Raw genomic sequence first — 21,815 nt, 5'->3', positions numbered from 1 at the left:
CTGTTCTATTCCTCTGCGTCGAGAGGGTCAAGAGCGGTTTAACCATTCTAATGCAACCGAAATTGATATGACTACTGATGCCAGTAAAAAAACAATGCAACTGTAGACCCGTACTCCAAACCCATACAAAAGCAGTCATTACCAATTCTTAGATCTAAAATCTAAAATCTAAAATAGTATGACTATGGCATTCGCCAAATCTTAATAGTGCGATCGGGACTGGCGCTGACAAAAGTCTTGCTATCTCTGGCAATAGCAACAGAGCTCACAAACTGACTGTGACCAGAAAGAGTGCTTCTTTCTTTTCCCGTCTTCAAATCCCAAACTATGATATCTCCGCCCCCGCTGATCAAAGTGTGGCTGTCCGGGCTAAAGGCGATCGTCCTCACCCAGCTCGAATGCCCTTTAAAAGTGCGGGTGCGCTTCCCGTCTTGTACGTTCGACAAACGGATCGTATTGTCGGTGCTAGCACTAGCCACAATTTGCCCGTTCGGGCTAAAAGCCACAGCATTAACCGGGCCCCCGTGACCTGTGATAATTCTTCTGACTTCTCCGGTACCGAGATTCCACAAACGCACAGTCTTGTCCTGACTGCCACTAGCGAGAGTGTTACCGTCCCGGCTCAAAGCGATCGCGTTTACTCCTCCGGCGTGGCCGCTCAAAGTCCGCAACCTGCTGCCGGTTCTGACATTCCACAAGCGAATAGTTTTGTCATCGCTGCCGCTAGCCAGAGTTTGACCGTCCCTGCTAAAAGCGATCGCATTGACGGCGGCTTTGTGAGCGGCAATCGTCCGCATCCGTCGCCCCGTCTTCAAATCCCAGAGAATCAAATTATTGTCGCCGCCGCCGCTGGCCAAAATCGAGCTGTTCGGGCTCACCGCCAGCGTGTTGACCGATTTTTTAGAATGCACCGAATTTAGAGTCCGCACCAGGCGTCCCGTCCTTACATTCCAAATTCTAATCGTCCCAAAGCTTGCGCTCACCAAAGTTTGACCGTCAGGCGACAGGGCGATCGCATTTACACTCCCGACATTATCCAAACTTTTTTGCAAAAAATGAGTGGTAGGTAAAGTAGAAAGCAGCCACACCGGGTTTGCCGGAAACACCCCGTAACGCAGCGAACCGTAAATTTGAGACGCGCCAATACCCACCATCAAAACAGCCGTGCCCGCCAGCAACTTATTTTTCCACCAATCCAAAGCCTCTTGCCCGGGCTTCTTCAAGCCCGAATTTAGAGGTCTGAGGCGGTTCATGGCACTCTGCTTCGTCCCCACAGACGGCCCCGAAGTTCCGCGAATTTTAGTTTGCCCCGTCGTCGGCAACTGAGTCGGCACCTGAGTTTCTGCATCGTCGAGATTAATTTCCTCCAAGCACTGCAAAACCATCTGGGGACTTTGAGGTCGATTGCCCGGAAAAGGCGCCATCAGGTAATCGATCACATTAGCCACGGCGTCGGAAACTTGAGGAGCTCCTTTGCGCCACATTAATCTGCCCGTGCGGGGATTTTCTGGAAACGCAGTCGGCGGCTTCCCAGTCAGCAAATAAACAAAAGTGCGCCCCAGAGCAAAAAAATCCGACTGCGGAACAGCCTTGCCATTAGTTTGTTCCGGCGGCGTGTAGCCAGGAGAAACAATACCAGTCACATTTTGCCCCTGGCCAACCTTAGCGAAATAAGTCCCCGACACTTCCCGAGCAGTCCCGAAGTCTATCAGCACTAACTGCCCGTTGGGCTTGCACATAATATTGTGCGGCTTGATATCCCGATGAAAATAGTTGAGTCGGTGAACTTGGTCTAAAATTTCCGACAGTTGTTTGAGCCAATTCAGAGCTTGTTCTTGACTGATGGGGCGGCCCCGATGTTTCAGCCAGTCTTGCAAATTGGCCCCAGCAATTTTCTCCATCACCAGACAGTGAAAAGACTCTGTGCTGTGAGCTGGCGTAAATGTAAAATAACCGTCGCGATCGACTTTAGGAATACCTGGATGTCTCAGCCTGACCAATACGTCGGCTTCTTGCTTAAAAAGTTCTACAGCTTTGGGATGGTCTTTGAGCAGGACTTTAAGCACTCTTCGGGCGCCGTTGTCGTCCACTTCAAATGTTCGGCCAAAGCCACCGCCTCCGAGAGGCGCGACTAGCCGATATCGACCTTGCAACAAAAGTTCAGACCCGCAGTGGATACACACGGATTTGCCAGAGTTGGCTGGATCGGAGGGATTCGGGCATTTGGGATTGAGGCAATAACTCACAGAAGCCACATAACCCTGATTGAGGTTGCTCTATCAAGTTTTACTTTGACACTGCTATACAAAACTTGGCTAAACTTATCTAAGCTTTACCATTCAACTAGAAGTATTTTCTAGAGGGTCTGATTCCTGCTTCTGCCAAGAGAGTCGGCTCTTACTTGTCCACAGGCGTAAATTCGGGTGGAGCAGCACCCTATTTTTGAAGTCTATACAACTATTTATTATTGTGGAAGCTTTTAGCCATTGTTTAACCATTATTTTCAACCAATTTAACGAATCGTGGTATCCCGTTCGACCTTTTTATAGGCTGGTCAGTTTTAAATCGACCGTCGTTTACTGCTACACCAAACTTAGCCAAACTTATTTAAGCCTCACCATTCAATCAGAATTACTCCTGAAGGGTCTGTTTCCTGCTTCACCCAAGGGAGTCGGCTCTTTCTTGTCCACAGGCGTTAATTGGGGCGGAGGAACGCCCTAATTGAATTAATTTTAGTTGAAGCTTGTAGCCATTATTCATCCACTATTTTCAACCAATTTAACGAAACGCGGGCTCCCGTTCTACCTTGTGACAGGCTGGTCATTTTTGACTTGCACGCTCGGTTTACTCTCCCAGATAATTAAGCCTTTTTTTCGGCATTGATTTAATCATATCGCCCAGAATGTTAATCAGTCAAGTTAAGTATGACTAACTTTGGTGAACTTTTTGACTATGCAAGTCCAACTCAGTTTTCAACTTATGACGATCGTAGCACACCTAGTAAAAGACTCATGAGCACCCTTGATTTAAATCTTGCAGCGTCTCTGAAGTCAAGGGAGGTTTTAGTCTCGCTTGACTTCAGCATTCCGTGTTTTTTTATAACCGGGAGCACTGCGATCTAACGATCGGGTTGAGGTCAAAGCTTTTGTTGTTTGTCATAGCCGATCAAGGTCACAAATCCCTGATCAGAGCACATAATGTACAAACAGACCAGAACTAATAACGAGAGAACAGCCACATTTCAATTGTACGATCGCAACCACCACTCTCGAAGAAAGAAGTGAGAGTGGGAGAGTGGGCGAGTGAGGGAGTGAAAAAATCGGCCTTCTTCCCTCTTCCCTCTTCCTTCAGCAGAAGAAAGCCTTTTAAACAAGTCCCTCAATTACCGGATGGAAGTAGAACGCCAGCGCCAAAACCGTATAAGCTGCCAACAGCAAAGTACCTTCTAGCCAGTTAGAGTTGCCGTCAGAACTGATAGAATTGGCGATCAGCACCGACACCGCAACCGCTACAAGTTCAAACGGGTTGAAATTCAAGTCCATCGGTTTGCCCAAGACAAAACCTGCCAAAACCAACACGGGCGCAACAAACAAAGCAATTTGCAAACTGGAACCCACGGCCACAGAAACCGACAAATCCATTTTATTTTTCATCGCCACCGTCACCGCCGTCGTATGTTCGGCAGCATTGCCAATAATCGGCACTAAAATCACCCCGGTAAACAGTGATGTCAGCCCCAAACGCGCCGTCGCTTCTTCCAGAGTACCCACCAGCAGTTCTGACTCGACAGCTACCATCAGGGTACAGGCCAATAGCACCCCAATCCACAGTGGCAGATTGACTTTGTGGTCAGGACTATCTGGTGCTAAGTTACTTTCGGCTAATTCTTCAAGCATTTCTATTTCTGCCACCCCTGCATCGTACAGATAACTGTGGGTTTTCATCGAAAACAGCAGCGTCAGCACGTAGACGACAATCAGCACTACAGCAACAGCGCTAGAGAGGTTCTGCATAGTTGCTGGAGGGATGCCAATAGAGGTGGCATTAACTGCAGTTGGCACCAAAATGGCAATCACGGCTAAGTTCATCGCTGAAGCATTCAACCGCGCGACTGTCGGCTGAAAATCTTGTTCTTTGTAGCGCAAGCCGCCCAGCAGCATCGCCAATCCCATCACCAGCAGCAGGTTGCTCATAATTGAACCGGTGATGCTGGCCTTGACAACATCTATTAGTCCGGCGTTGAGGGCGACAATGCCGATAATTAGTTCCGTGGCATTTCCGAAGGTAGCGTTCAGCAAACCCCCCAAATTGGCACCGAGGACGACGGCGATTTCTTCGGTGGCCGTCCCCATCCAGGCGGCTAGGGGGATGATGGCTAAAGCCGAGGTGACGAAGATTGTGGAGGATTCCCAGCCGAGAAAGTGTCCGGCGATGGAAACTGGGATAAATAACAGCAGGCTGGAAATTATTGTATTTGTGTTTAGCATTTAGATTCTCAAAAGCTGCCAACCGTCAATCATAGCCTGCGGGCAAATAAAAAAAAAAGCTTGGGTTCTGGAATTAAGCGTTCCGTCAATCGATTTTAGATTTTAGATACTTCGACTTCGCTTAGCACAAGTTTTAGATTGATGAAAGCGACCCGCACCGATAAATCCGGAGGCTGATACTCTGAGACGATCATCCTCTCTGGCCCGCTAGCTGTTGGTCGCCGGTCGATCGAGCTTTTGTACAGCGCGATCGCGAATCCCACGCACTTGAAGCCTAACTCCTAAAATCGCTATTTTCATCCGATACTTTACAGTATATTACGGTTGGTGGCGACCTCTCAAATGCCATACCATAATTAAATAAAAACTGTATGGGTCAGTTATTTTTTACTCAATTTTCAATAAATATTTTTAGTATTCAGATATAAATCAACACGCAACTACCGATAACCAACCGCTAGATTAATTAAGGAGTTTGTCAAAATGAACTCACCTGACATGACACTGCATATTCCTTCTGAAGATTTGCCGATCGCAAATTCGATCGCCGCTCCTGAAGTCACGCATCAGCTATCTGAAAACATCATCCTCACAACAGTCGATGACCTTTATAACTGGGCAAAAATGTCCAGCTTGTATCCGCTGATGTTTGGGACTGCCTGTTGCTTCATTGAATTTAGCGCCATGCTGGCAGCCCGTTTCGATTTGGATCCATTAGGTGTATTTCCCCGGATGTCTCCCCGACAGGCAGATTTGATGATTACCGCCGGCACCATCACGATGAAGTATGCTCCGGTTTTGGTGCGCCTTTACGAACAAATGCCAGAACCCAAATACGTGATTGCAATGGGTGCTTGCACGATTACAGGCGGAATGTTCAGTGCAGATTCTCCGAGTGCTGTCCGCGGTGTAGACAAGTTAATTCCCGTGGATGTCTATGTGCCGGGATGCCCGCCCCGCCCCGAAGCGATTATGGATGCGATCGTCAAACTCCGCAAGAAAATTGCCAACGAAAGCTTCCAAGAACAGGCACTGAGGGAACCAACCCACCGCTATTACAGTCGCCCTCACCGGATGAAAATCGTCTCACCAACCCACGAGGGAAAATACCTGGAGACTTCAGCGCGACAGGTACCGCCAAAAGAAATTGCATCATCGGGATTGCCAACAGTCCAACAGTTTCAATTAACTTCTTATACCTCTCATGATTGATATTGGACTGACTCATATAGCCCTTCCGGTTTCAAATGTTGCTCGCAGTATTGAATTCTACTCCAAGTATGCTGGAATGCAAGTAGTTCACCGCCGCATCGATGCAGAAGCTGGTGTTACTGTAGTGTGGCTTTCCGATCACACTCGCCCTTTTGTAATTGTGCTAATTCAAACCAACTCCATACATCCCGTTCTGTCTCCCTTGGCACACCTGGGAGTAGGTTGCAAAAGTCGCGAATACATGGATTCTCTCTGCGACAAAGCACGTCAAGAAGGCGTGCTGCTTGAGGAACCAAAAGATTCTGGATATCCGATCGGCTACTGGGCTTTTTTGCGAGACCCGGACGGTCACACGCTGGAACTATCATACGGGCAAGAAATCGGATTTACAGTGGAGAAAGCTACTTGATGAAGAGCTGCGGCAGTGCTTTATCTCTTAGGATAGAAATTAAGCGGGGAAATACATTAAAAAGCAATGGGGAATGGCAATGAGGCAAGTTGTAATTGTGGGATCGGGGCCAACTGGTGCGGCACTTGCCTTACTGCTGGTGAAACGAGGTATTGCCATAACTTTGGTTGAGGCAGCAAAAGATTCCTACCGAGTGTTTCGCGGTGAAGCGTTAATGCCCAGCGGATTGGATGCGATCGCACAAATGGGCTTATCCACAATGCTAGAAGGTGTTCCACACCGACAAATTGATGCCTGGGAGTTCGTTGTGGGCGATCGGCAACTATTTCGAGTTGATGAGCCAATGGGGTCAAATCGACCTTGTACGCTGGTATCGCAACCGCCTTTGCTAGAAACACTAATTTCTGAAGCTAAGTTGCATCCAGAGTTTGAATTTATCTCAGGTGTTCCCGTAAAAGATTTACTGTACAGCAACGATCGCATTGCGGGTGTAAAGCTAGGAGATGGGCGAGAGATTCCTGCTGCACTTGTGATTGGTACAGATGGTAGAAACTCGGTTGTACGACAACGGGCAGAATTAGAGTTAGTAAAACAGCAGAAGAGTATAGATGTTTTGTGGTTTAAACTTGCCGCTCATCCTCGGTTTGTGGCGGATAATGTATTTTATTCCATCCTGAATGGCGGTAGCGGATTCAGTGTTTTTCACGGGGCAGAATCAGGAAAACTTCATCTGGCTTGGGTGCTATCTGCCGATGACAAAACCGATCGGAAACACACAGACTGGGCAGAAACTTTCGCATCGCGATCGCCTGCGTGGATGGCAGAACATTTCCGCAACTGTGCAGATACGATCGAATCTCCGATGCGATTATCTGTTGTGGTTGGTCGCTGTCCGCGCTGGCATCGACCAGGAATCATACTTTTAGGGGATGCTGCACATCCCATGTCTCCGGTGCGCGCTCAAGGTATTAACATGGCGTTACGCGATGTCATTGTTGCCGCCAATCACCTTGTACCTTTATTGAAAGCAGGGGGTAATTACAAGGATATTGACTTAGCATTATCGCGGATTCAGGCAGAACGGGAACCGGAAATTATTCGCGCCCAACAACTTCAAGCACAAGAAGCGTGGAAAGGCGAACAACTCCGAAACAATGTATTTATACGTTTATTAATGATGCAAACGGCTCCGTTTTTGGGTGAAAAAATTAAACAATTTTGGGTAAAAGGACAGTATGAATTGCGCCAAGGAGTTACGCAGGTAAAATTGGTTGTGTGAAAAGAGGAAATTCACAATTAGGAGAAAATTGTATGCGATCGACAACTCTCAAAGGACCGATCGGCACTATTCACATCATCGAAGCCAGCCCCCCTATCACCGCTGGGGAGTCGGAGCCACTGCCTGTGGTCTTCGTGCACGGTATGGCGGTTTCCGCGAGCATCTGGGATGCCCAGCTTGCCCGTGTCGCCCGTACCCGACGCGCGATCGCCCTTGATATGCGGGGACACGGTGATTCTGCACCGCCGGAGGACGGCAACTATGCGCCCGCCTTCTGTGCAGCGGATGTTTTGGCGGTACTGGATGGGCTGGGACTTGATCGAGTGGCGATCGTCGGGCACAGTTTCGGTGCTTGTATTGCCCTCGCCACAGCAGCCAGCGCACCGCACCGCATCGCGCAGTTGATCCTGGCAGACCCACCTGGAGATTTTACCAAGGTGCCTGCAGAGGTGCACGAGGCACGCATCGTCCCCTACCAGAGGGCTCTGGAGACGGAGGATTGGCGGGCTGCTGTGGAAACCAGCTTCAACGAGGCGCTGACAGGAAGCACGGCCGATACGCGCGATCGGATACTCGCTTGCTTGGCGGCGACTCCACAGGATTGTCTGTGTGGAATGTCTCGCGGGATGTTTGCCTTTGAAGCTGTTGATGCTCTCGATCGCTACCTAGCAGCCCCTGGAACACGGGCCCACGCCATTATTGCTCCCTCAAACACTTTTCCGTTCAGCCTCCACATCCTCCGTCCCACACTGACGACAACTACGATCCCCGATACTGGACACTGGCTGATGCTGGATGCGCCAGAGGCTTTTGCTAGGGAACTTGATATCTGTTTGGAAGGTGTTTAATATAGATGACAAAATCTGTTAGTTTTACCACAATTCATCGAGGGTTAAGTTATGGGGGTTTTTGAGGATGAAGGCGTTGTTGTCTTTGATTAAGTCACCACTACAGAGAATCGGTAAGCGTTCTTGATAAGCTTTAATCGCCAGGATATAATCTTTGTCTGCGAGTGCAGTTTTAATTTTCCGCAATTTGTCAGCAATGACGCCTATTAAGGTTATTTCACCAGTTAATTTGTCGGTATTGGGGGTGTGAATTTGCATGACAATTCCCTGAATAATCGTGTTGGGAATGCTGGTAATGAGTTCGCTTAAAATTTCAATTTGAGGGCGATTTTCTGCGTTTTCTAGGGTTTGGATTGCCTCGCGGATGCGGGCTGCATAATCTCCCAGGTTTTCCCGGTTAGGTAGCAATATTTCAAATTCTTCTGCATCGGCTGTTGGTTTGTGCCAAAGTGTGGCATTATCTAAAAAAGGTTGGTCTTCATGCCAGCCGTGAGTTTGTAAGTAATTTCTCAGTTGATTTAGCTCGATTGTTTCGAGAGTTTGGCTATCTTTTACGGTGACTTTCATGGTTGAACTCCTTGGCTAATTCCCTCCATAATTGACTGAAGGGCGGCGACTGTAAATTGGTTGGTTCTGGGGATGGCGACGGTGACAGCGTTTGTGTTTTGTGTTTTTGGCTTTCCCCGCAGCGAGATCCAATATCCGCAGTTTCTGATGCAGAGTTCTGTTTCGGACTGGGTTAACCAGTCTTCGGGTGTTTCGGGGATTAAAACTACAACTACAATTCGGGGAATGGCGAAGTTATCCATTCTTAAGTCGTCGTAGTTTTTGAGCTTGAGGGGGTAGCGGATCGAGCGATCGTCTTGGATATCTCTTGATGTAGATTTTAACTGCAATTCTAAGCGAGGTACTCTGATGGGGCCAGTCCCGCCTTTCGCAGCTACTCCCCAGTCTACGCTGTCATCGTCTACGAAAGGTTTGTAGAGGGAATAGCCGGCAACGGTGGTGACAGCTTGCAGGTAGATGTTGCTGAATTGTTCTTTTTGTTGGTTGATGTCATTAATTAATTCTCTCTGTATTTTAGTAGTTTACTTGACTAAGAAAGAAGATAAAATTACGTCAATTGCTGACAAAATAGCAGCGCATATTAGTGCCCAGATAGCCCCTTTAAACAAATCTGATATTTTGTCTCTATTTTTCGCCAATTCCTTGAGTGATTGATTCCAGTGTTCTATGATTAAGAGTCTATACTCTTCCTCTGTTATGTCAAGGCATTTTTCTCTTAATTCTTCTGGTAAAATTATTTGCCCTGCTATTTGTGGCTTAAATCCCAAGAAACAATAAATCAAAGAAATTATTAAAGCAAGGTAACTTGAGATTTTTAAAACCAAACAAAAATTACACTCCAAAGAAATATCCAAAGCATCAATATTTACTGCAAGCGAACGATCGGGTAAGCTGGAAAAAAAGCGAATTAGAGCTGCATCAAATCCCAGCACTACACCTAGTTTGGTAGTAAGCCTATTGCTACTCATATCTAAATCTTTTAATGCCTGCTCTGCGTATTCGTAAATTAGCGTTATATTGGGATTACATTCATTATTACTCAAAGGAAGCTCCATGTCTAATAATTCAGCCGATCAGCAAGAGTCTAATACTTCTCGAAAACCTCCAGAACCTCCAAAACCTCCTGAACGCATCAAGTTTGAAAAGACGGTGCATTTGAAAAATGATGGTGCGAGTTCCTGATATTTCTAGCTAGGTTCTCTAAATCCTTCACCCGAATCTCACCTGAGAGCACCTTGGGTCGCAAAACATCACGGGTTACAGCTAGGGTGAAGGATTCCTCTAAGATTTTTCGATAATAGTTATTTTTACTTCGCACTCTCCAATTTTATCATTGCTCCTCAATTTCCACATCCACCGCTTCTAACTCAGCTTCCAACTGCTCAATCGTCGGCAAACATCCTTTCAGGAAAAGCTGTTTCTAAGTCAACAGCTAAATTGTCTATAACTTTTTCTCCCCATCCTCGCTGCTGTTGCCTGTTTAAAATATTCCGTTCAATTGGTCAGTAAAGCAACACTAATTCACGAATAACAGAAAATACGGCCCGCACTTGATATTGCACAATACCTTCCTTAAGTTCTCGCCAAAAATCATGATAATCTTCAGCAATTGACTAACTATCCGCCAGAAGCCACCCTCTGCCGATTTTCCCGAATCATCGCCTCTAACTTGGCACTCTCGGCAAATTGCCTCTCCAACTTCGCCGTCAAATGCAGCATCTTTTCGTCCAAACCCTCCTCCTCATCCTCCTCCTCCGCCTCCCCTCTCATATACCTCTGAGGAGTTAAAACCTAACACTTACCGTTTTGCTTTTTTGTGGCCTTTTGACTTCGCACAAGTGTTAGAACTCTTCTGGAAAGTACATTTGCAGCAAATCTGCCTCGCCCTAACCCAACCGGCCTAACTTCTCCAGAACTTAGGTAAAAAGCACCTAAAGTATGATGCGAAATTCGGGCAGAACTCTTATTCTATAAATCCATCGGGCATTAAACCGATATCCACAACCGCCAAGATTTATTGCCAAAAATTAAATCTTTCCGGCGAAAACTTGCTATTTACTGAATAAGACTTTAAAATCCAGCTATGTAAATCAAAATCTCAATGAGCAGCCCTGCAAGCACGAACCCGAAATGGGTCGCAAGTGCCAAAAAGCAGCAAAAGCTACCTTTTTTAAGTCTTTCAACAGCAAAGCATTGGCAGAAAAACCAGGGATCGACGGTTGGCATCTTGGAACGAATGCTTTGCTCGCAATACTACAAATGTATCAAAACTTGTCAGCCAAATTTAGTCCTAACAGATGCCTAGCTGTAACTCTTGCTGCGTAAGGTTTCAGTTTCTAATTAGGCTCGTTTTATTGTCTTTAACTACTTGAGGATTCGATCGCATGGTTTCGATTTCTACAGCTCAATCCGATGTGCTACCTTTGTCTTCGCCAACCGTAACTGCTGCAACCCAAAGCAGTGCGGCTGCTGCAACTGGGGTCTGCGTGACGGTTCACGGTCACTTTTACCAGCCGCCCCGGGAAAACCCTTACCTGGACGCGATCGAACGCCAAGCCAGCGCCTCTCCAGCCCACGACTGGAACGAACGCATTGACATCGAGTGCTACCGCCCCAACGCCTTTGCCCGCATACTCAACGATCGTGGCGAAGTCGCGGGGATCGTCAACAACTACGAGTATATGAGCTTCAACATCGGGCCGACCCTGATGAGCTGGCTGGAACGCTACGACGCGGAAGTCTACCAGCGGATTCTGGAAGCCGATCGCAAAAGCTGTCAGCGGCTCAACGGTCACGGCAACGCGATCGCCCAAGTCTACAATCACATCATCATGCCCCTCGCTAACGAGCGAGACAAATACACCCAAATTCGGTGGGGGGTCGCAGATTTTCGCTCCCGATTCGGTCGCGATCCCGAAGGAATGTGGCTCGCCGAAACCGCCGTAGACTACGCCACCCTCGAAGTTTTAGTCGCTGAAGGCATCCGCTTCATTGTCTTAGCCCCCTCCCAAGCCGAACGCTGCCGCCCGCTAATCGGGCAAAACCACGAAGGGGAACCAGGGCAAAATTCCGAATGGCACGAAGTCGGCGGGGGTCAAATCGATCCGACTCGCCCGTACCGCTGCTATTTGAAGCCGGAAATGCGGTTGATGGCTGACCACCAGCTCTCGCCCCTGAGCACTCACTATTTTGGCCGCCAGCACTCCCAAAATTCCGAAGCCCCACCTGCCAACACTCCTTACATTGATATCTTTTTCTACGACGGCCCGATCTCGCGGGATATGGGCTTCAATGACGTTCTCAGCAGCAGCCACCACTTGGCCGGGCGCTTGGGTCAAGCAGTACGGGGAGACCACCGACCGGCTCAATTAATCTGCGTGGCGACGGACGGCGAAACTTTCGGTCACCACAAAAACAGTACCGAAAAATGCCTCGCCTACGCCTTCACAGAAGAGTTTCCCCGCCGAGGCTGGACGGTGACGAATTTTGCTCATTATTTAAGTCAAAATCCGAGCGCTTGGGAAGTTGAACTCAAACCCGTGACGGCCTGGAGTTGCTCTCACGGGGTCGATCGCTGGCAAGATGATTGCGGCTGCGGCGGCGGTGGCGAATGGAACCAAAAATGGCGCCGCCCTTTGCGGGATACTCTCAATTGGCTGCGCGATCGACTGATTCCGATTTACGAAGAAGCAGGGCGCAAGCTGTTGCGCGATCCCTGGAAAGCCAGAGATGAATATATTGAGGTCATCCGCGATCGATCGCCCGCTAACGTTGACAGTTTCCTCGAACGCCATCAAATCCGCCCCCTCGATGCCGGAGAACAGGTGGACGCCCTGCGACTGCTGGAAATGCAGCGCCACACCCTGTTAATGTTCACTAGCTGCGGCTGGTTTTTTGAAGAAATCTCGCGGCCAGAAGGCGTGCAAATTCTGCGCTACGCGGCCCGGGCGCTGGAATTGGCTGCCGAAGTTACCGGCGTCCAGCTAGAAAAGGATTTTGTCGCTCAACTAGCCCTCGTACCCAGCAACGTTGACTATTTCAAAACAGGGGCGGAAGTTTACCGCAAACTCGTGGTGACAGCCCAAATTAGTCTCAGACAGGTGGCCGCCCACTACGCGATCAGTTCTCTGTTTGCCAAATATCCCCGCGAACAGCGAGTTTACTGCTATCAGGCCCTGCAGGAAGATTTCCAAATTCAGCGCATGGGCTCGATGACTCTGGCTGTGGGTCAATTGCAGTTAACCTCGGAAATTACGCGGGAAACAGAGATTTATGTGTTTGCTGCGTTCCACCTCGGCGGCTGGGACTTCCACTGCTGCATTCAGCCTTTTGGCAGCCGCCGGTCTTACACTATGCTCAAAGAGCGGTTGTTTGGAGTTATGCAAGAAGCTTCGGCGGCCCACGCGATTCTGGAAATGGTGCGACTGTTTGGGGATCAGTCCTTTAGCTTGCGGGATTTGTTTGCTGAGGAACGCCACCGGATCGTGCAGTTGTTGAGTCAGGAAAATTTGACTCGCTTGGATCAGCTTTACACTCAGGTTTACCGGGAAAATTACGGGGTGATGATGGCGTTCCACCGAGACGAGTTGCCGGTGCCGGTAGAGTTGCAGGTGGCTGCTGAGGTGGCTTTGGGACACCGCTGTTTGACGGCGGCCAAGGCCCTGGAACTGGAAACCGAGGATGTGGAACCCCTGCTGGCCGAAATTGAGGCGATCGCCACTGAAAGCGGCCATCTCCGCTGTCGGTTGAACGTTCCCGAAGTCAAGGAAATTTTGGAAAAGATGGTTTGGCGATCGCTAGACGCGCTGCTGCAAGCAGGATCGGGTGTGGATGAGCGCTCGCCTGTCAAGTTGGAAGCTGATATCCGCACGATCGAGCGTTTGATTGCTGTGGGCGATCGGCTGAGTTTAGGCTTGTGTTTGGACAAATCGCAGGAACTGTATTTCGATTCTCTGTACAGCCAAATTGTGCCTCTGTGCTTGGGCTGGCTGCAACGGCAAGATGCCTCGGCGGACGAAACTGCGGTGGCTGCTGTTGCCTTGGAGATTGCACGTTCAGGCGGCGGCTGGGAGTTGTCTTCGATCCGGCAGTTGCTGGAGTTGGGTCAAACCTTGGCTGTTGATGTTGAGTGTTGGTTAAATCAGTTAAGTAAATAGTTTTCTGATTAGCCTGCATCTATTCCCGCCCTTGAGAATCCGCCCGATCGAGCTTGAAATGCCGATCGGGCCTCCGGGTTCAATCGAGAATAGATCGGCCTGGATGCCTCCATGCCGATCTTGGCTGGCGATAGAAGCACCGACAGAGAACCACCAATTTTGTTTAAGTTTTCGCTCTACTTATGTGGGAAGATAAAAAGACTGTCCCCAAAGCGTACAGGTGTTCTGCACGTGCGCGCTTTGTAGAGTTTGGAAGAAAGAACACTAAGTTTAAATTTATGAAAGTTGGCGATCGCGTTTGCATTAAAAACTCTGTTGTTGTCTACCACCATCCTGAAAATCGCAGTCAACCATTTGATATTAAGGGTATGGAAGGCGAAGTCGTGGCGATCGTTCAGGAATGGCACGGCAGACCTGTAAGTGCCAATTGGCCGGTTCTAGTTCAGTTTGACAAAAAATTTAAAGCTCATTTCAAAGAAGATGAGGTTGAATTGATCTCTTCTGAAGTCTAGCTGTTTGATCCCCGACTTCTTAAAGAAGTCGGGATCTTGGGGTTCGGTTGTTTAAAGTGGGATTAAGTTAATATTCGTAATTTATTTAATCCTTAATTTTTTGACCCTCTGCGGCTGAACCAACCTAAAATATTCCAATCTCCCTGCATTTTCTGCAATTCCTGCTGATGCAGCTTGGCTGTAGCGTAATACCACTGGCAGTGAATTTCTAGTTCTTGACGGTACTTAATTTCGTCGTAAAACTCGCGGACAATTTGGTGTCTCTGAAAAATTTCGGCCGCGGGAGTCGGTTCTGGGGCAATGTTTTGCAACTCGTGGGGCAGCATGATTGTTTGGGGGCGACGGTGGCTAATATTGGCTGTATTGACTTTAAGCTAGCACACTGAATCAATTTTGGATTTGGGAAGTGACTTAACAGTTGAGACTACTTAAATTCTTCCATCCAAAACCCCAAATTTAAAATTCTGTTAAAGCCATCCCCGCAGCCGATAAACGATTAAGCCGATGTATTCTTTCAAAGCTTTAGTTGACTGGTTTAAATGATAGGTATCCGGCAATAAATCCAAGGCGACTGCTTGCCAATTGTTTTGGGAGGCTGCGATATCCTGCTGCGTGATTTGAAAGTCTGTTGGTGCGGCAATTGCTTTTATTCCCTGACGCTGGAAAATTAAGAGCGATCGAGTCATGTGCATAGCCGATGTCACTAGCAAAATCGGCCCTTTTATAGCTTTAACATCTAAAATTTTCCGCACGTTGACGGCATTTTGATAAGTGTTATGTGAATCGGGGTCTTGCAGAATTGCTGATGCCGGTACACCCATTGTTTGGGCAATTTCTGCCATGTCTGCCGATTCGGGAGACCCGCCGCCTTTCCAATCTACTCTACCGCCGCTGAGAATTAGCAAAGGAGCTTTGCCTTGCTTGTAAAGTCGGGAACCGTAGATTATTCGATCGCCCGCTTCCGCTAATTCTACCCAAGGACGGGGAGGTAAAGCTGCTTTGACACCGCCACCCAAGACGATAATCGCTTCAGCTTGGGGGAGTTCGGCGGTTGGCAAGTTTTGCCATTCGAGCGATCGAACTAATGATTTTGAAACCCAACCGCTACTTCCGAGCAGTAAAATAATTAAAGCCGCAGCAATTGGCGCCGCCGCCCATTTCGGACGCTTCCAAAGTGTGATTAAAGCCGCCATCATTAACAGGCAACTCAACCCCAAAGGATAAATAAAAAGTGGCAGGAGTTTCGAGAGAAATACAAACATTAAGCAAGTAATTCAAATTGCTCGTTAGCGGTAATGGGTAATTGGTAATGGACTCTAGTTATTCGCTAATCTGTAATTAGTAATTTAAGTGGCGGGAGTGGTTAATTTTTCATATTGAGTTGTGAATTATGAACTCTTTAACTTAAAGCTTACAACTCACTACTCAAAACTATTTTCAGTGCTAGCGACGATCCTCTGGTCCAGATAACCAGCCAAACAATGTAGCAGCATCACCCCTAGAGGTTTTGCTATATTTATGGGCATCCCTTTGCACTACTTCTTTATTGACGATAACATCCGAGGTTTTGTCCTTGGAATTCATATTCGGGTTGAGTAGTAATTCGTTGTGCCACCAAGCGACAATTAAACCTGCTGCCACGCCACCGATGACACCCAAGCCGAGACTCAGGACCAGGTTACATCCTACTAAGCGAAACCCAACGGTAAACAACACAAACCATATCAGCGCGGGGCTAAACCCCTTGGAGTCTCCAGTAAATTTTGGCATGAGCTGTAAGTTTTGTTTGTAATCACACAGAAAGATATTTACAATATTAGCAGACAATCAAATTGGCAAGGGCGATCGAGCTTCAACTACTCCCCACAAATCTCGTTTAATTGTACCTCTAAGTCTGGGGCGGTATTTACAATTTTTACAGAAATTTGCTCTAATTCTGTAAAAGGTTCAAAAGCTGCTTGCTGCGAACTCAATAGTTCGGCTGTCGCGTCGGCAATATCGCCCCTGCGCTGTTGCAGTCGTTCTCGCAATACTTCAATTGATGCGGTGCAGTAAATAATTTGCAGGGGCAAGCCGTGGGATTGAGCCTGATTAATTGCATCGGTTCTCAAGTTTTGGCGATCGAACTTGGCATCTAAAATCACATCCCAACCTCGGTCAGCCAAAATTATCCCCAACTCTAACAATCTACCATAAGTCTGCGCGGTCATTTCATCGGAATACAAATCTTGTCCCCCGCGTTCATTTAAAGGAATTCCGCCTAAATGTTTGCGAACCGCATCGGATCGAATGTAAATTGCCCCTGTGCGGCGAGCCAAATATCGAGCCGCTGTACTCTTGCCAGAACCCGACAAACCCGACATCAAAGTTAACTTTCCCCGGTGCGGTTGTGTGTATTGCCAAGCCAGTTTATAGTAATGAGCTGCTGTCTGTGAAAGCTCTGCTTTTTGGTCAGTTGAAATAGCCGGATCGTCCAACATTAACGAAGTTACTTTCGCTCTAACATAAGCTTGACGGCTCAAATACAGAGGTAAGAGTTGCAGTCCTTCCCAATCCCCTGTTTGTTCGATGTAAGTATTCACAAAAGCATTACCCAAGTCTCTGCGCCCGCGCGATTCCAAATCCATTACAGTAAAAGCCACATCGTACATCACATCAACGAAGCGAAAAGGTTCGTTAAATTCAATGCAGTCAAATAGCAATATTTTATCTTGCCACAAGGCTATATTCCGCAAGTGTAAATCTCCGTGACACTCGCGAATTTTATTATTGGCAATCCGCAGGTTAAATAACTCTTGATTTTCTGCAAAAAACGCATCAGTATAATCTTTATTTTCCTGAAATTGGGCTTGACTCTGCGGCCCGCCGATATATTTTTGCGAAGTCAGGTAATTGTTGTCTATTGCTGTACGAATCTGACTGACTTCGCCAAATGTGCGAATGTAGCTATTACTAAGTGCCGTGCTGTGAAACTTGGCAACTTCCCGCCCTAAGTCTGCCATAATTTGCTCGGTCAACAGTCCGCGTTCCAACAAACTAAGCAACAGCGAATCTTGAGGAAACTCCCGCATTTTAAGTGCGTATTCTACAGCAACTTCAGCCGGAGTTATAGCAGGTAAGTTGCTGCCCAATTGAAACGAATCCCCAATTTGAACAATGGGCAAAACTTCTAGATAAATTTCCGGTGCAGTGCGTCGGTTCAGCAGCAATTCTTCGTTGCAGAAATGGTGCCTTTTCTGCAACGAAGAATAGTCCAAAAAGCCAAAGTTGACTGGTTTCTTGATTTTGTAAGTATAATCTCCTGTCAGCAAAACAAAGGAAGCGTGAGTCTGAATTAGCTGCACTGGTTCTGTCACCCCGTGCGGGTAAAAACCGGGATGCAACATTTGCTGAATCAGAGGTGGGAGACAAGTCATAGCGATTTTAGATTTTGGACTTTAGATTTTAGATTGGGGATTTTGGATTTTGAATTTTAGATTTTAAGTTGGGGACTTTAGATTGGGAGTGGGGATGTTGACTTTAATCCGATTTATTATAGAGTTGATAGTTAGTGTAAAAAAAAAGCAGCGATGACAGAAAATAATCAAGATTCCCGTTCGGTGGATGTATTTGGGGTAGGCAATGCCCTTGTAGACATTCTAGCATTGGTGGAAGATGAATTTGTACTCGGCCACGGGCTGAATCGCGGCGGGATGACGCTGATGAATTCGGAAACGCAGGGGGGGATTTTGCACGATTTAGAACACAATTCGCTGCAAATGCGATCGGGGGGTTCGGCGGCAAATACGATGATTGGTTTGGCTCAGAGTGGCGGTAAAGCGTATTATTCGGGGAAGGTTGCTAAGGATACTAACGGAGAATTTTACCGCCAAGATTTGCTGGCGGCGGGGATTGATTTTAACGTGCATCCTGCTGCTGAGTCGAACGGGCCTACGGGTACTTGTGTAGTGCTGACTACGCCGGATGCGGAACGCACGATGTGTACTAATTTGGGTGTTTCTACTACTCTGGCGGCGACTGATATTGATGTTGATCGCCTGAGTCACTGCAAGTACAGTTATGTTGAGGGCTATCTTTGGGATGCTCCCGATCCGAGAAAGGCTAGCATTGAGACGATGGAACAGTCTAAGCGTCTGGGTGTGAAGGTGGCTTTTACTTTTTCGGATGGCTTTTTAGTCGATCGCTTTGCTGATGATTTTCACAAGGTGGTTTCGGAATATTGCGATGTAATTTTTTGCAATGCTGATGAAGTTCGGAGCTTTTTTAAGGAGGAATCTTTGTCAGAGTGCGCTCGGAAAATGAGCGAGATTTCGGATTTGGCTTTTATCACTAATGGGGATAAAGGCTGCATGGTGGTGGAGAACAAACAGATTGTTGATGTGGCTGGATTTCCGGTAAAGGCGATCGATACTGTGGGTGCTGGTGATGCTTTTGCGGGCGGTGTTTTGTTTGGAATTACTAACGGTTTGAGTTCTACACAAGCGGCTCGCTGGGGCAATTATTTGGCTTCTAGGGTGGTGCAGATTCACGGGCCTCGTCTGGAGGGTTCTCAGGCTCATCTTTTGAGTGAGGTGATTTCTGGCTAGGAATTGAAAGGGGCGATCGCACTTTTTGTCGTAAGGGCGATCGCTCTTTTTTTACCGCAGATGAACACGGATGGATGAGGAGGGAAGAAAGGACGATCGCGCCAAGTATACCTGTAGGGGCAATCCCCCCGTGGTTGCCCTAGGTCAGGGCGGGCACGGGGGCACCGCCCCTACAGTCAAATCGATTGAACACGATCGTCAATGATAGGCGATCGTGCCAAATATACCTGTAGGGGCAATCCCCCCGTGGTTGCCCTAGGCTGGGGCGGGCACGGGGGCACCGCCCCTACGGTAAAATCGAATTGAGATCATAATTGAATTATCATGAAGTACGACGCTGCTAAACATCATCGGCGTTCTATTCGCCTCAAGGGATATGATTATTCTCAAGCCGGAGCTTATTTTGTCACTATCTGCATTAATGGTGGTTTACATACATTAGGAGAAATCCGCAATAGCCAAATATATCTAAGCGAACCAGGGCTGATGGTGCAAACTGTGTGGAATGAATTGCCATTGCATTATCCAGGCGTAGAAGTGGATGCTTTTGTGTTAATGCCAGATAACTTTCACGGAATTATTATTTTGACGCCAGACAATATTTCTGGCGATAACCCTCAGAAACCCATGACATTGCCAGATGTGGTTCACCGCTTCAAATCACTAACAACTGCTAAATACCGACATGGTGTTGCGAATTTAGGTTGGACACCTTTCCACAAAAAATTTTGGCAGCGTAACTATCACGAACCCATTATTCGTGATGAAGAATCTTGCGAAAAAATTCGTGAATATATCCTCAACAATCCAATCGCTTGGGAAGATGAGCCTTTGCATCTAGAAAAATACCACCCCCAACCAGATATGTAGGGGCGGTGCCCCCGTGCCCGCCCCGTCTGGGTGTAAGGGCAACCACAGATTGATCGCTCTTTTTGTGTTAAGGGCGAGCGCACTTTTTTTTACCGCAGATGAACACGGATGGATGAGGAGGGATTAAGGGCGATCTCACTTTTTGTCGTAAGGGCGATCGCACTTCTTAATATTGCTGTGACGCAACAATTGGGCGAATTTCCTACAGCATTCCTATCTGGGTGATTGGGTCGTTCAAGGGTATACTGAACGAGGAACTTTTCACAATATCTGGCTGTGTGTTGATGACGACACCAAAGATATTTGTATAGACACCAAAAATTTCACTGGTTTCTGTGTATTGAATAATGGTGTCAGCAATACCATCTTGATTCACATCAGCAGGAGTGAAGGTGAGAATGTCTATAGGCACGCCTCCATTGATACCAATGCGATCGCCCTCGCTAGCATTGAAGTCAATTAACCAATCAGCAGTAGCAGGATTAGTTTCTTCTGTACCTGTGTCTGTTCTCAAGATAAAAATATCGCTTCCACCTCCACCAGTCAAGCGATCCGTTCCTCTTTCACCAATTAAGATATCTTCTCCATCATCACCAAAGATTTGATCGTTGCCTTTTCCTCCCCTCACTAAATCATCCGCAACACCTCCTGAGACGAAATCATTACCTTTATTGCCACCTAGAATGTCGTTAGCATCCTCTCCTAAAATGCGATCGTCACCTTTTCCTCCCAGCAAATAATTGCCTTCACCAGCACCTTCAAGAGTGTCAGCACCCTCCGCAGCTAATACTACATCTGTCGCAGGTGAACCGATTATGTTATCGTTACTTTCAGTTCCCAGAAGCCCTCCGGGATATTGAGCCATGACTGCTTCAGTAATCTGAAAAGTTGAATAGGGCTCGGCTGAGGCTTGTAAGTTTTGGGCAACTCGTTGCTGAGAAAGACCGCTAGGCAGGCCCGTGAATTTAATGTACAGACCATCTAAAAAGCCTTTACTATAATTGGCAAGTCTTGTATTATAGTCATCGATAGTATTTTGAATTTTGTCTGTTATTTGCCCGGGTAACTCTTTTATTGCATTAGTCGCTCCTTCTATTTGTACAATCACCCCTTCGGCGGCTTTTTCCAGAAAAGATACTTGTTTGATTTTACCAATCAACTGAGCTTCGGAAAATCGTTGCTCCGGTGTGTTAAATCGCCCTAATGTTGTTTTACCGCTATCCGCTGAAAATCCAACTAATTGCAGCCTATAGTCTATTCCTTTGAATGTGAATTGCTCTTTAGCAGTACCATCAGAAAAGCGAAGTATATCTCCATCTTTAACAGGATCGTCAGTTTCGTTTAATGTAGAAGTCAAGTTAAATGAGAAATTAAAAGTCTGGGTGCTAGGCACAGGATTAGTGAGAGACAGCGTAACATTGAGAGGAAAATCACCTTCAGGTTCCGAACCGAAAACAGTAATTCCATTGCGATAAGTCAAATTGCCCAGATTAAAACTAATATCAGTTGCCGTAGTAAATTCACTGTCGTCAAACTGCACATAGCTTTCTTTATCGCCTTCGCTGGGAGTTCCTAAAATTTTCCGATTCCCATCGCTACCAAAAATGCCAGAAGTTGATCCGGCAAAAAAAACTCTTAAGGTATCAACGTCGATTCTACCGCTTTCTCCTGAATTTAACCTATCCAGGTCTAAAACTTTTCCATCAGGCTGAGGGAAAACAGTTCCTTTAATTAGGTTTGTGTATAATTCATTTGCGTAACCGTGATTGCCAACAACAGTTGATTTTCCTGGCTGAAGTTGATTATTCCAGTTACAGCACTTTGCTTAACGATTAGGTACAATATTAGAGGTGGTAAGAAAGAGAACAATGAAACCCTACTCCCTAGAT

20 protein-coding genes are annotated in these 21,815 nt (G+C 47.1%); 9 read left to right on the top strand and 11 right to left on the bottom strand.

The window, feature by feature from the left end:
- Positions 1 to 182: 182 nt before the first annotated feature.
- A complete protein-coding gene (locus QUA10_RS25315) occupies positions 183 to 2,255 on the bottom strand; it encodes a serine/threonine-protein kinase (protein ID WP_333085243.1) in 2,073 nt (690 codons plus the stop codon).
- A gap of 1,110 nt (positions 2,256 to 3,365) precedes the next feature.
- Positions 3,366 to 4,487, bottom strand: a complete 1,122-nt coding sequence (gene cax / locus QUA10_RS25310; RefSeq protein ID WP_333085244.1) for a calcium/proton exchanger — start codon at positions 4,485 to 4,487, stop codon at positions 3,366 to 3,368.
- 498 nt (positions 4,488 to 4,985) lie between these two features.
- On the opposite strand from cax, the gene nuoB reads away from it, so the two are divergent.
- From nuoB to QUA10_RS25290, 4 genes are all read left to right on the top strand, one after another.
- Positions 4,986 to 5,699, top strand: a complete 714-nt coding sequence (nuoB, locus tag QUA10_RS25305) for an NADH-quinone oxidoreductase subunit NuoB (protein ID WP_333085260.1) — start codon at positions 4,986 to 4,988, stop codon at positions 5,697 to 5,699.
- Positions 5,692 to 6,108, top strand: a complete 417-nt coding sequence (locus tag QUA10_RS25300; protein ID WP_333085245.1) for a VOC family protein — start codon at positions 5,692 to 5,694, stop codon at positions 6,106 to 6,108. The genes nuoB and QUA10_RS25300 overlap by 8 nt, the downstream gene beginning before the upstream one ends.
- A 73-nt stretch (positions 6,109 to 6,181) precedes the next feature.
- Positions 6,182 to 7,387, top strand: coding sequence for an FAD-dependent monooxygenase (locus QUA10_RS25295; protein WP_333086406.1), 1,206 nt, complete (start codon positions 6,182 to 6,184; stop codon positions 7,385 to 7,387).
- 32 nt (positions 7,388 to 7,419) lie between these two features.
- Positions 7,420 to 8,235, top strand: coding sequence for an alpha/beta fold hydrolase (locus QUA10_RS25290; protein WP_333085247.1), 816 nt, complete (start codon positions 7,420 to 7,422; stop codon positions 8,233 to 8,235).
- 24 nt (positions 8,236 to 8,259) lie between these two features.
- Here QUA10_RS25290 and QUA10_RS25285 read toward each other — a convergent pair whose 3' ends face one another.
- From QUA10_RS25285 to QUA10_RS25275, 3 genes are read right to left on the bottom strand one after another with little or no spacing between them, the layout of a single operon-like run.
- Positions 8,260 to 8,802, bottom strand: a complete 543-nt coding sequence (locus QUA10_RS25285; RefSeq protein WP_333085248.1) for a hypothetical protein — start codon at positions 8,800 to 8,802, stop codon at positions 8,260 to 8,262.
- Positions 8,799 to 9,290, bottom strand: a complete 492-nt coding sequence (locus QUA10_RS25280; RefSeq protein ID WP_333086408.1) for a DUF4365 domain-containing protein — start codon at positions 9,288 to 9,290, stop codon at positions 8,799 to 8,801. The genes QUA10_RS25285 and QUA10_RS25280 overlap by 4 nt, the downstream gene beginning before the upstream one ends.
- Positions 9,291 to 9,323: 33 nt before the next feature.
- Positions 9,324 to 9,845 carry a hypothetical protein gene (locus QUA10_RS25275; RefSeq protein ID WP_333086405.1) on the bottom strand — a complete coding sequence of 174 codons (522 nt, stop codon included), beginning with the start codon at positions 9,843 to 9,845 and terminating at the stop codon, positions 9,324 to 9,326.
- Between the two features lie 10 nt (positions 9,846 to 9,855).
- Between QUA10_RS25275 and QUA10_RS25270 the strand changes: the two genes are divergently transcribed.
- Positions 9,856 to 9,984, top strand: a complete 129-nt coding sequence (locus tag QUA10_RS25270) for a hypothetical protein (protein WP_333085250.1) — start codon at positions 9,856 to 9,858, stop codon at positions 9,982 to 9,984.
- Between the two features lie 435 nt (positions 9,985 to 10,419).
- Here QUA10_RS25270 and QUA10_RS25265 read toward each other — a convergent pair whose 3' ends face one another.
- Complete coding sequence (locus QUA10_RS25265; protein ID WP_333085251.1) at positions 10,420 to 10,572, bottom strand: hypothetical protein; 153 nt, start codon at positions 10,570 to 10,572, stop codon at positions 10,420 to 10,422.
- A gap of 614 nt (positions 10,573 to 11,186) precedes the next feature.
- Between QUA10_RS25265 and QUA10_RS25260 the strand changes: the two genes are divergently transcribed.
- On the top strand, positions 11,187 to 13,958 hold the full coding sequence (locus QUA10_RS25260) for a DUF3536 domain-containing protein (protein ID WP_333085252.1): 2,772 nt from the start codon (positions 11,187 to 11,189) through the stop codon (positions 13,956 to 13,958).
- 278 nt (positions 13,959 to 14,236) lie between these two features.
- On the top strand, positions 14,237 to 14,470 hold the full coding sequence (locus QUA10_RS25255) for a ferredoxin-thioredoxin reductase variable chain (RefSeq protein WP_333085253.1): 234 nt from the start codon (positions 14,237 to 14,239) through the stop codon (positions 14,468 to 14,470).
- 92 nt (positions 14,471 to 14,562) lie between these two features.
- Here the strand turns inward: QUA10_RS25255 and QUA10_RS25250 are convergent, their stop codons facing one another.
- From QUA10_RS25250 to QUA10_RS25235, 4 genes are all read right to left on the bottom strand, one after another.
- Positions 14,563 to 14,796: a hypothetical protein gene (locus QUA10_RS25250; protein WP_333085254.1), complete on the bottom strand. Its 234-nt coding sequence runs from the start codon at positions 14,794 to 14,796 to the stop codon at positions 14,563 to 14,565.
- A 141-nt stretch (positions 14,797 to 14,937) separates the two neighbouring features.
- Positions 14,938 to 15,732 (bottom strand): YdcF family protein, encoded by a 795-nt coding sequence (locus QUA10_RS25245; protein WP_333085255.1) that lies wholly within the window; start codon positions 15,730 to 15,732, stop codon positions 14,938 to 14,940.
- A gap of 181 nt (positions 15,733 to 15,913) precedes the next feature.
- Complete coding sequence (locus tag QUA10_RS25240; RefSeq protein WP_333085256.1) at positions 15,914 to 16,297, bottom strand: hypothetical protein; 384 nt, start codon at positions 16,295 to 16,297, stop codon at positions 15,914 to 15,916.
- A 29-nt stretch (positions 16,298 to 16,326) separates the two neighbouring features.
- Positions 16,327 to 17,886 (bottom strand): AAA family ATPase, encoded by a 1,560-nt coding sequence (locus tag QUA10_RS25235; RefSeq protein WP_333085257.1) that lies wholly within the window; start codon positions 17,884 to 17,886, stop codon positions 16,327 to 16,329.
- Between the two features lie 153 nt (positions 17,887 to 18,039).
- On the opposite strand from QUA10_RS25235, the gene QUA10_RS25230 reads away from it, so the two are divergent.
- A complete protein-coding gene (locus tag QUA10_RS25230; protein WP_333085258.1) occupies positions 18,040 to 19,056 on the top strand; it encodes an adenosine kinase in 1,017 nt (338 codons plus the stop codon).
- 324 nt (positions 19,057 to 19,380) lie between these two features.
- On the top strand, positions 19,381 to 19,926 hold the full coding sequence (locus tag QUA10_RS25225; RefSeq protein ID WP_333085259.1) for a transposase: 546 nt from the start codon (positions 19,381 to 19,383) through the stop codon (positions 19,924 to 19,926).
- 202 nt (positions 19,927 to 20,128) lie between these two features.
- Here the strand turns inward: QUA10_RS25225 and QUA10_RS25220 are convergent, their stop codons facing one another.
- Positions 20,129 to 21,505 carry a choice-of-anchor K domain-containing protein gene (locus QUA10_RS25220; RefSeq protein WP_333086407.1) on the bottom strand — a complete coding sequence of 459 codons (1,377 nt, stop codon included), beginning with the start codon at positions 21,503 to 21,505 and terminating at the stop codon, positions 20,129 to 20,131.
- Positions 21,506 to 21,815 lie beyond the last annotated feature (310 nt).

The sequence above is a fragment of the Microcoleus sp. Pol8_D6 genome, from assembly GCF_036700965.1.
GTDB lineage: Bacteria > Cyanobacteriota > Cyanobacteriia > Cyanobacteriales > Microcoleaceae > Microcoleus.
This window is presented reverse-complemented; position numbering and strand designations above follow the sequence as displayed.

Excerpts from the sequence above, each read along its gene's own strand:
- cax (WP_333085244.1), bottom strand. The coding sequence starts at position 4,487 with ATGCTAAACACAAATACAATAATTTCCAGCCTGCTGTTATTTATCCCA.
- nuoB (WP_333085260.1), top strand. The coding sequence starts at position 4,986 with ATGACACTGCATATTCCTTCTGAAGATTTGCCGATCGCAAATTCGATC.
- QUA10_RS25300 (WP_333085245.1), top strand. The coding sequence starts at position 5,692 with ATGATTGATATTGGACTGACTCATATAGCCCTTCCGGTTTCAAATGTT.
- QUA10_RS25295 (WP_333086406.1), top strand. The coding sequence starts at position 6,182 with ATGGCAATGAGGCAAGTTGTAATTGTGGGATCGGGGCCAACTGGTGCG.
- QUA10_RS25290 (WP_333085247.1), top strand. The coding sequence starts at position 7,420 with ATGCGATCGACAACTCTCAAAGGACCGATCGGCACTATTCACATCATC.
- QUA10_RS25285 (WP_333085248.1), bottom strand. The coding sequence starts at position 8,802 with ATGAAAGTCACCGTAAAAGATAGCCAAACTCTCGAAACAATCGAGCTA.
- QUA10_RS25270 (WP_333085250.1), top strand. The coding sequence starts at position 9,856 with ATGTCTAATAATTCAGCCGATCAGCAAGAGTCTAATACTTCTCGAAAA.
- QUA10_RS25265 (WP_333085251.1), bottom strand. The coding sequence starts at position 10,572 with ATGAGAGGGGAGGCGGAGGAGGAGGATGAGGAGGAGGGTTTGGACGAA.
- QUA10_RS25260 (WP_333085252.1), top strand. The coding sequence starts at position 11,187 with ATGGTTTCGATTTCTACAGCTCAATCCGATGTGCTACCTTTGTCTTCG.
- QUA10_RS25255 (WP_333085253.1), top strand. The coding sequence starts at position 14,237 with ATGAAAGTTGGCGATCGCGTTTGCATTAAAAACTCTGTTGTTGTCTAC.
- QUA10_RS25250 (WP_333085254.1), bottom strand. The coding sequence starts at position 14,796 with ATGCTGCCCCACGAGTTGCAAAACATTGCCCCAGAACCGACTCCCGCG.
- QUA10_RS25245 (WP_333085255.1), bottom strand. The coding sequence starts at position 15,732 with ATGTTTGTATTTCTCTCGAAACTCCTGCCACTTTTTATTTATCCTTTG.
- QUA10_RS25235 (WP_333085257.1), bottom strand. The coding sequence starts at position 17,886 with ATGACTTGTCTCCCACCTCTGATTCAGCAAATGTTGCATCCCGGTTTT.
- QUA10_RS25230 (WP_333085258.1), top strand. The coding sequence starts at position 18,040 with ATGACAGAAAATAATCAAGATTCCCGTTCGGTGGATGTATTTGGGGTA.
- QUA10_RS25225 (WP_333085259.1), top strand. The coding sequence starts at position 19,381 with ATGAAGTACGACGCTGCTAAACATCATCGGCGTTCTATTCGCCTCAAG.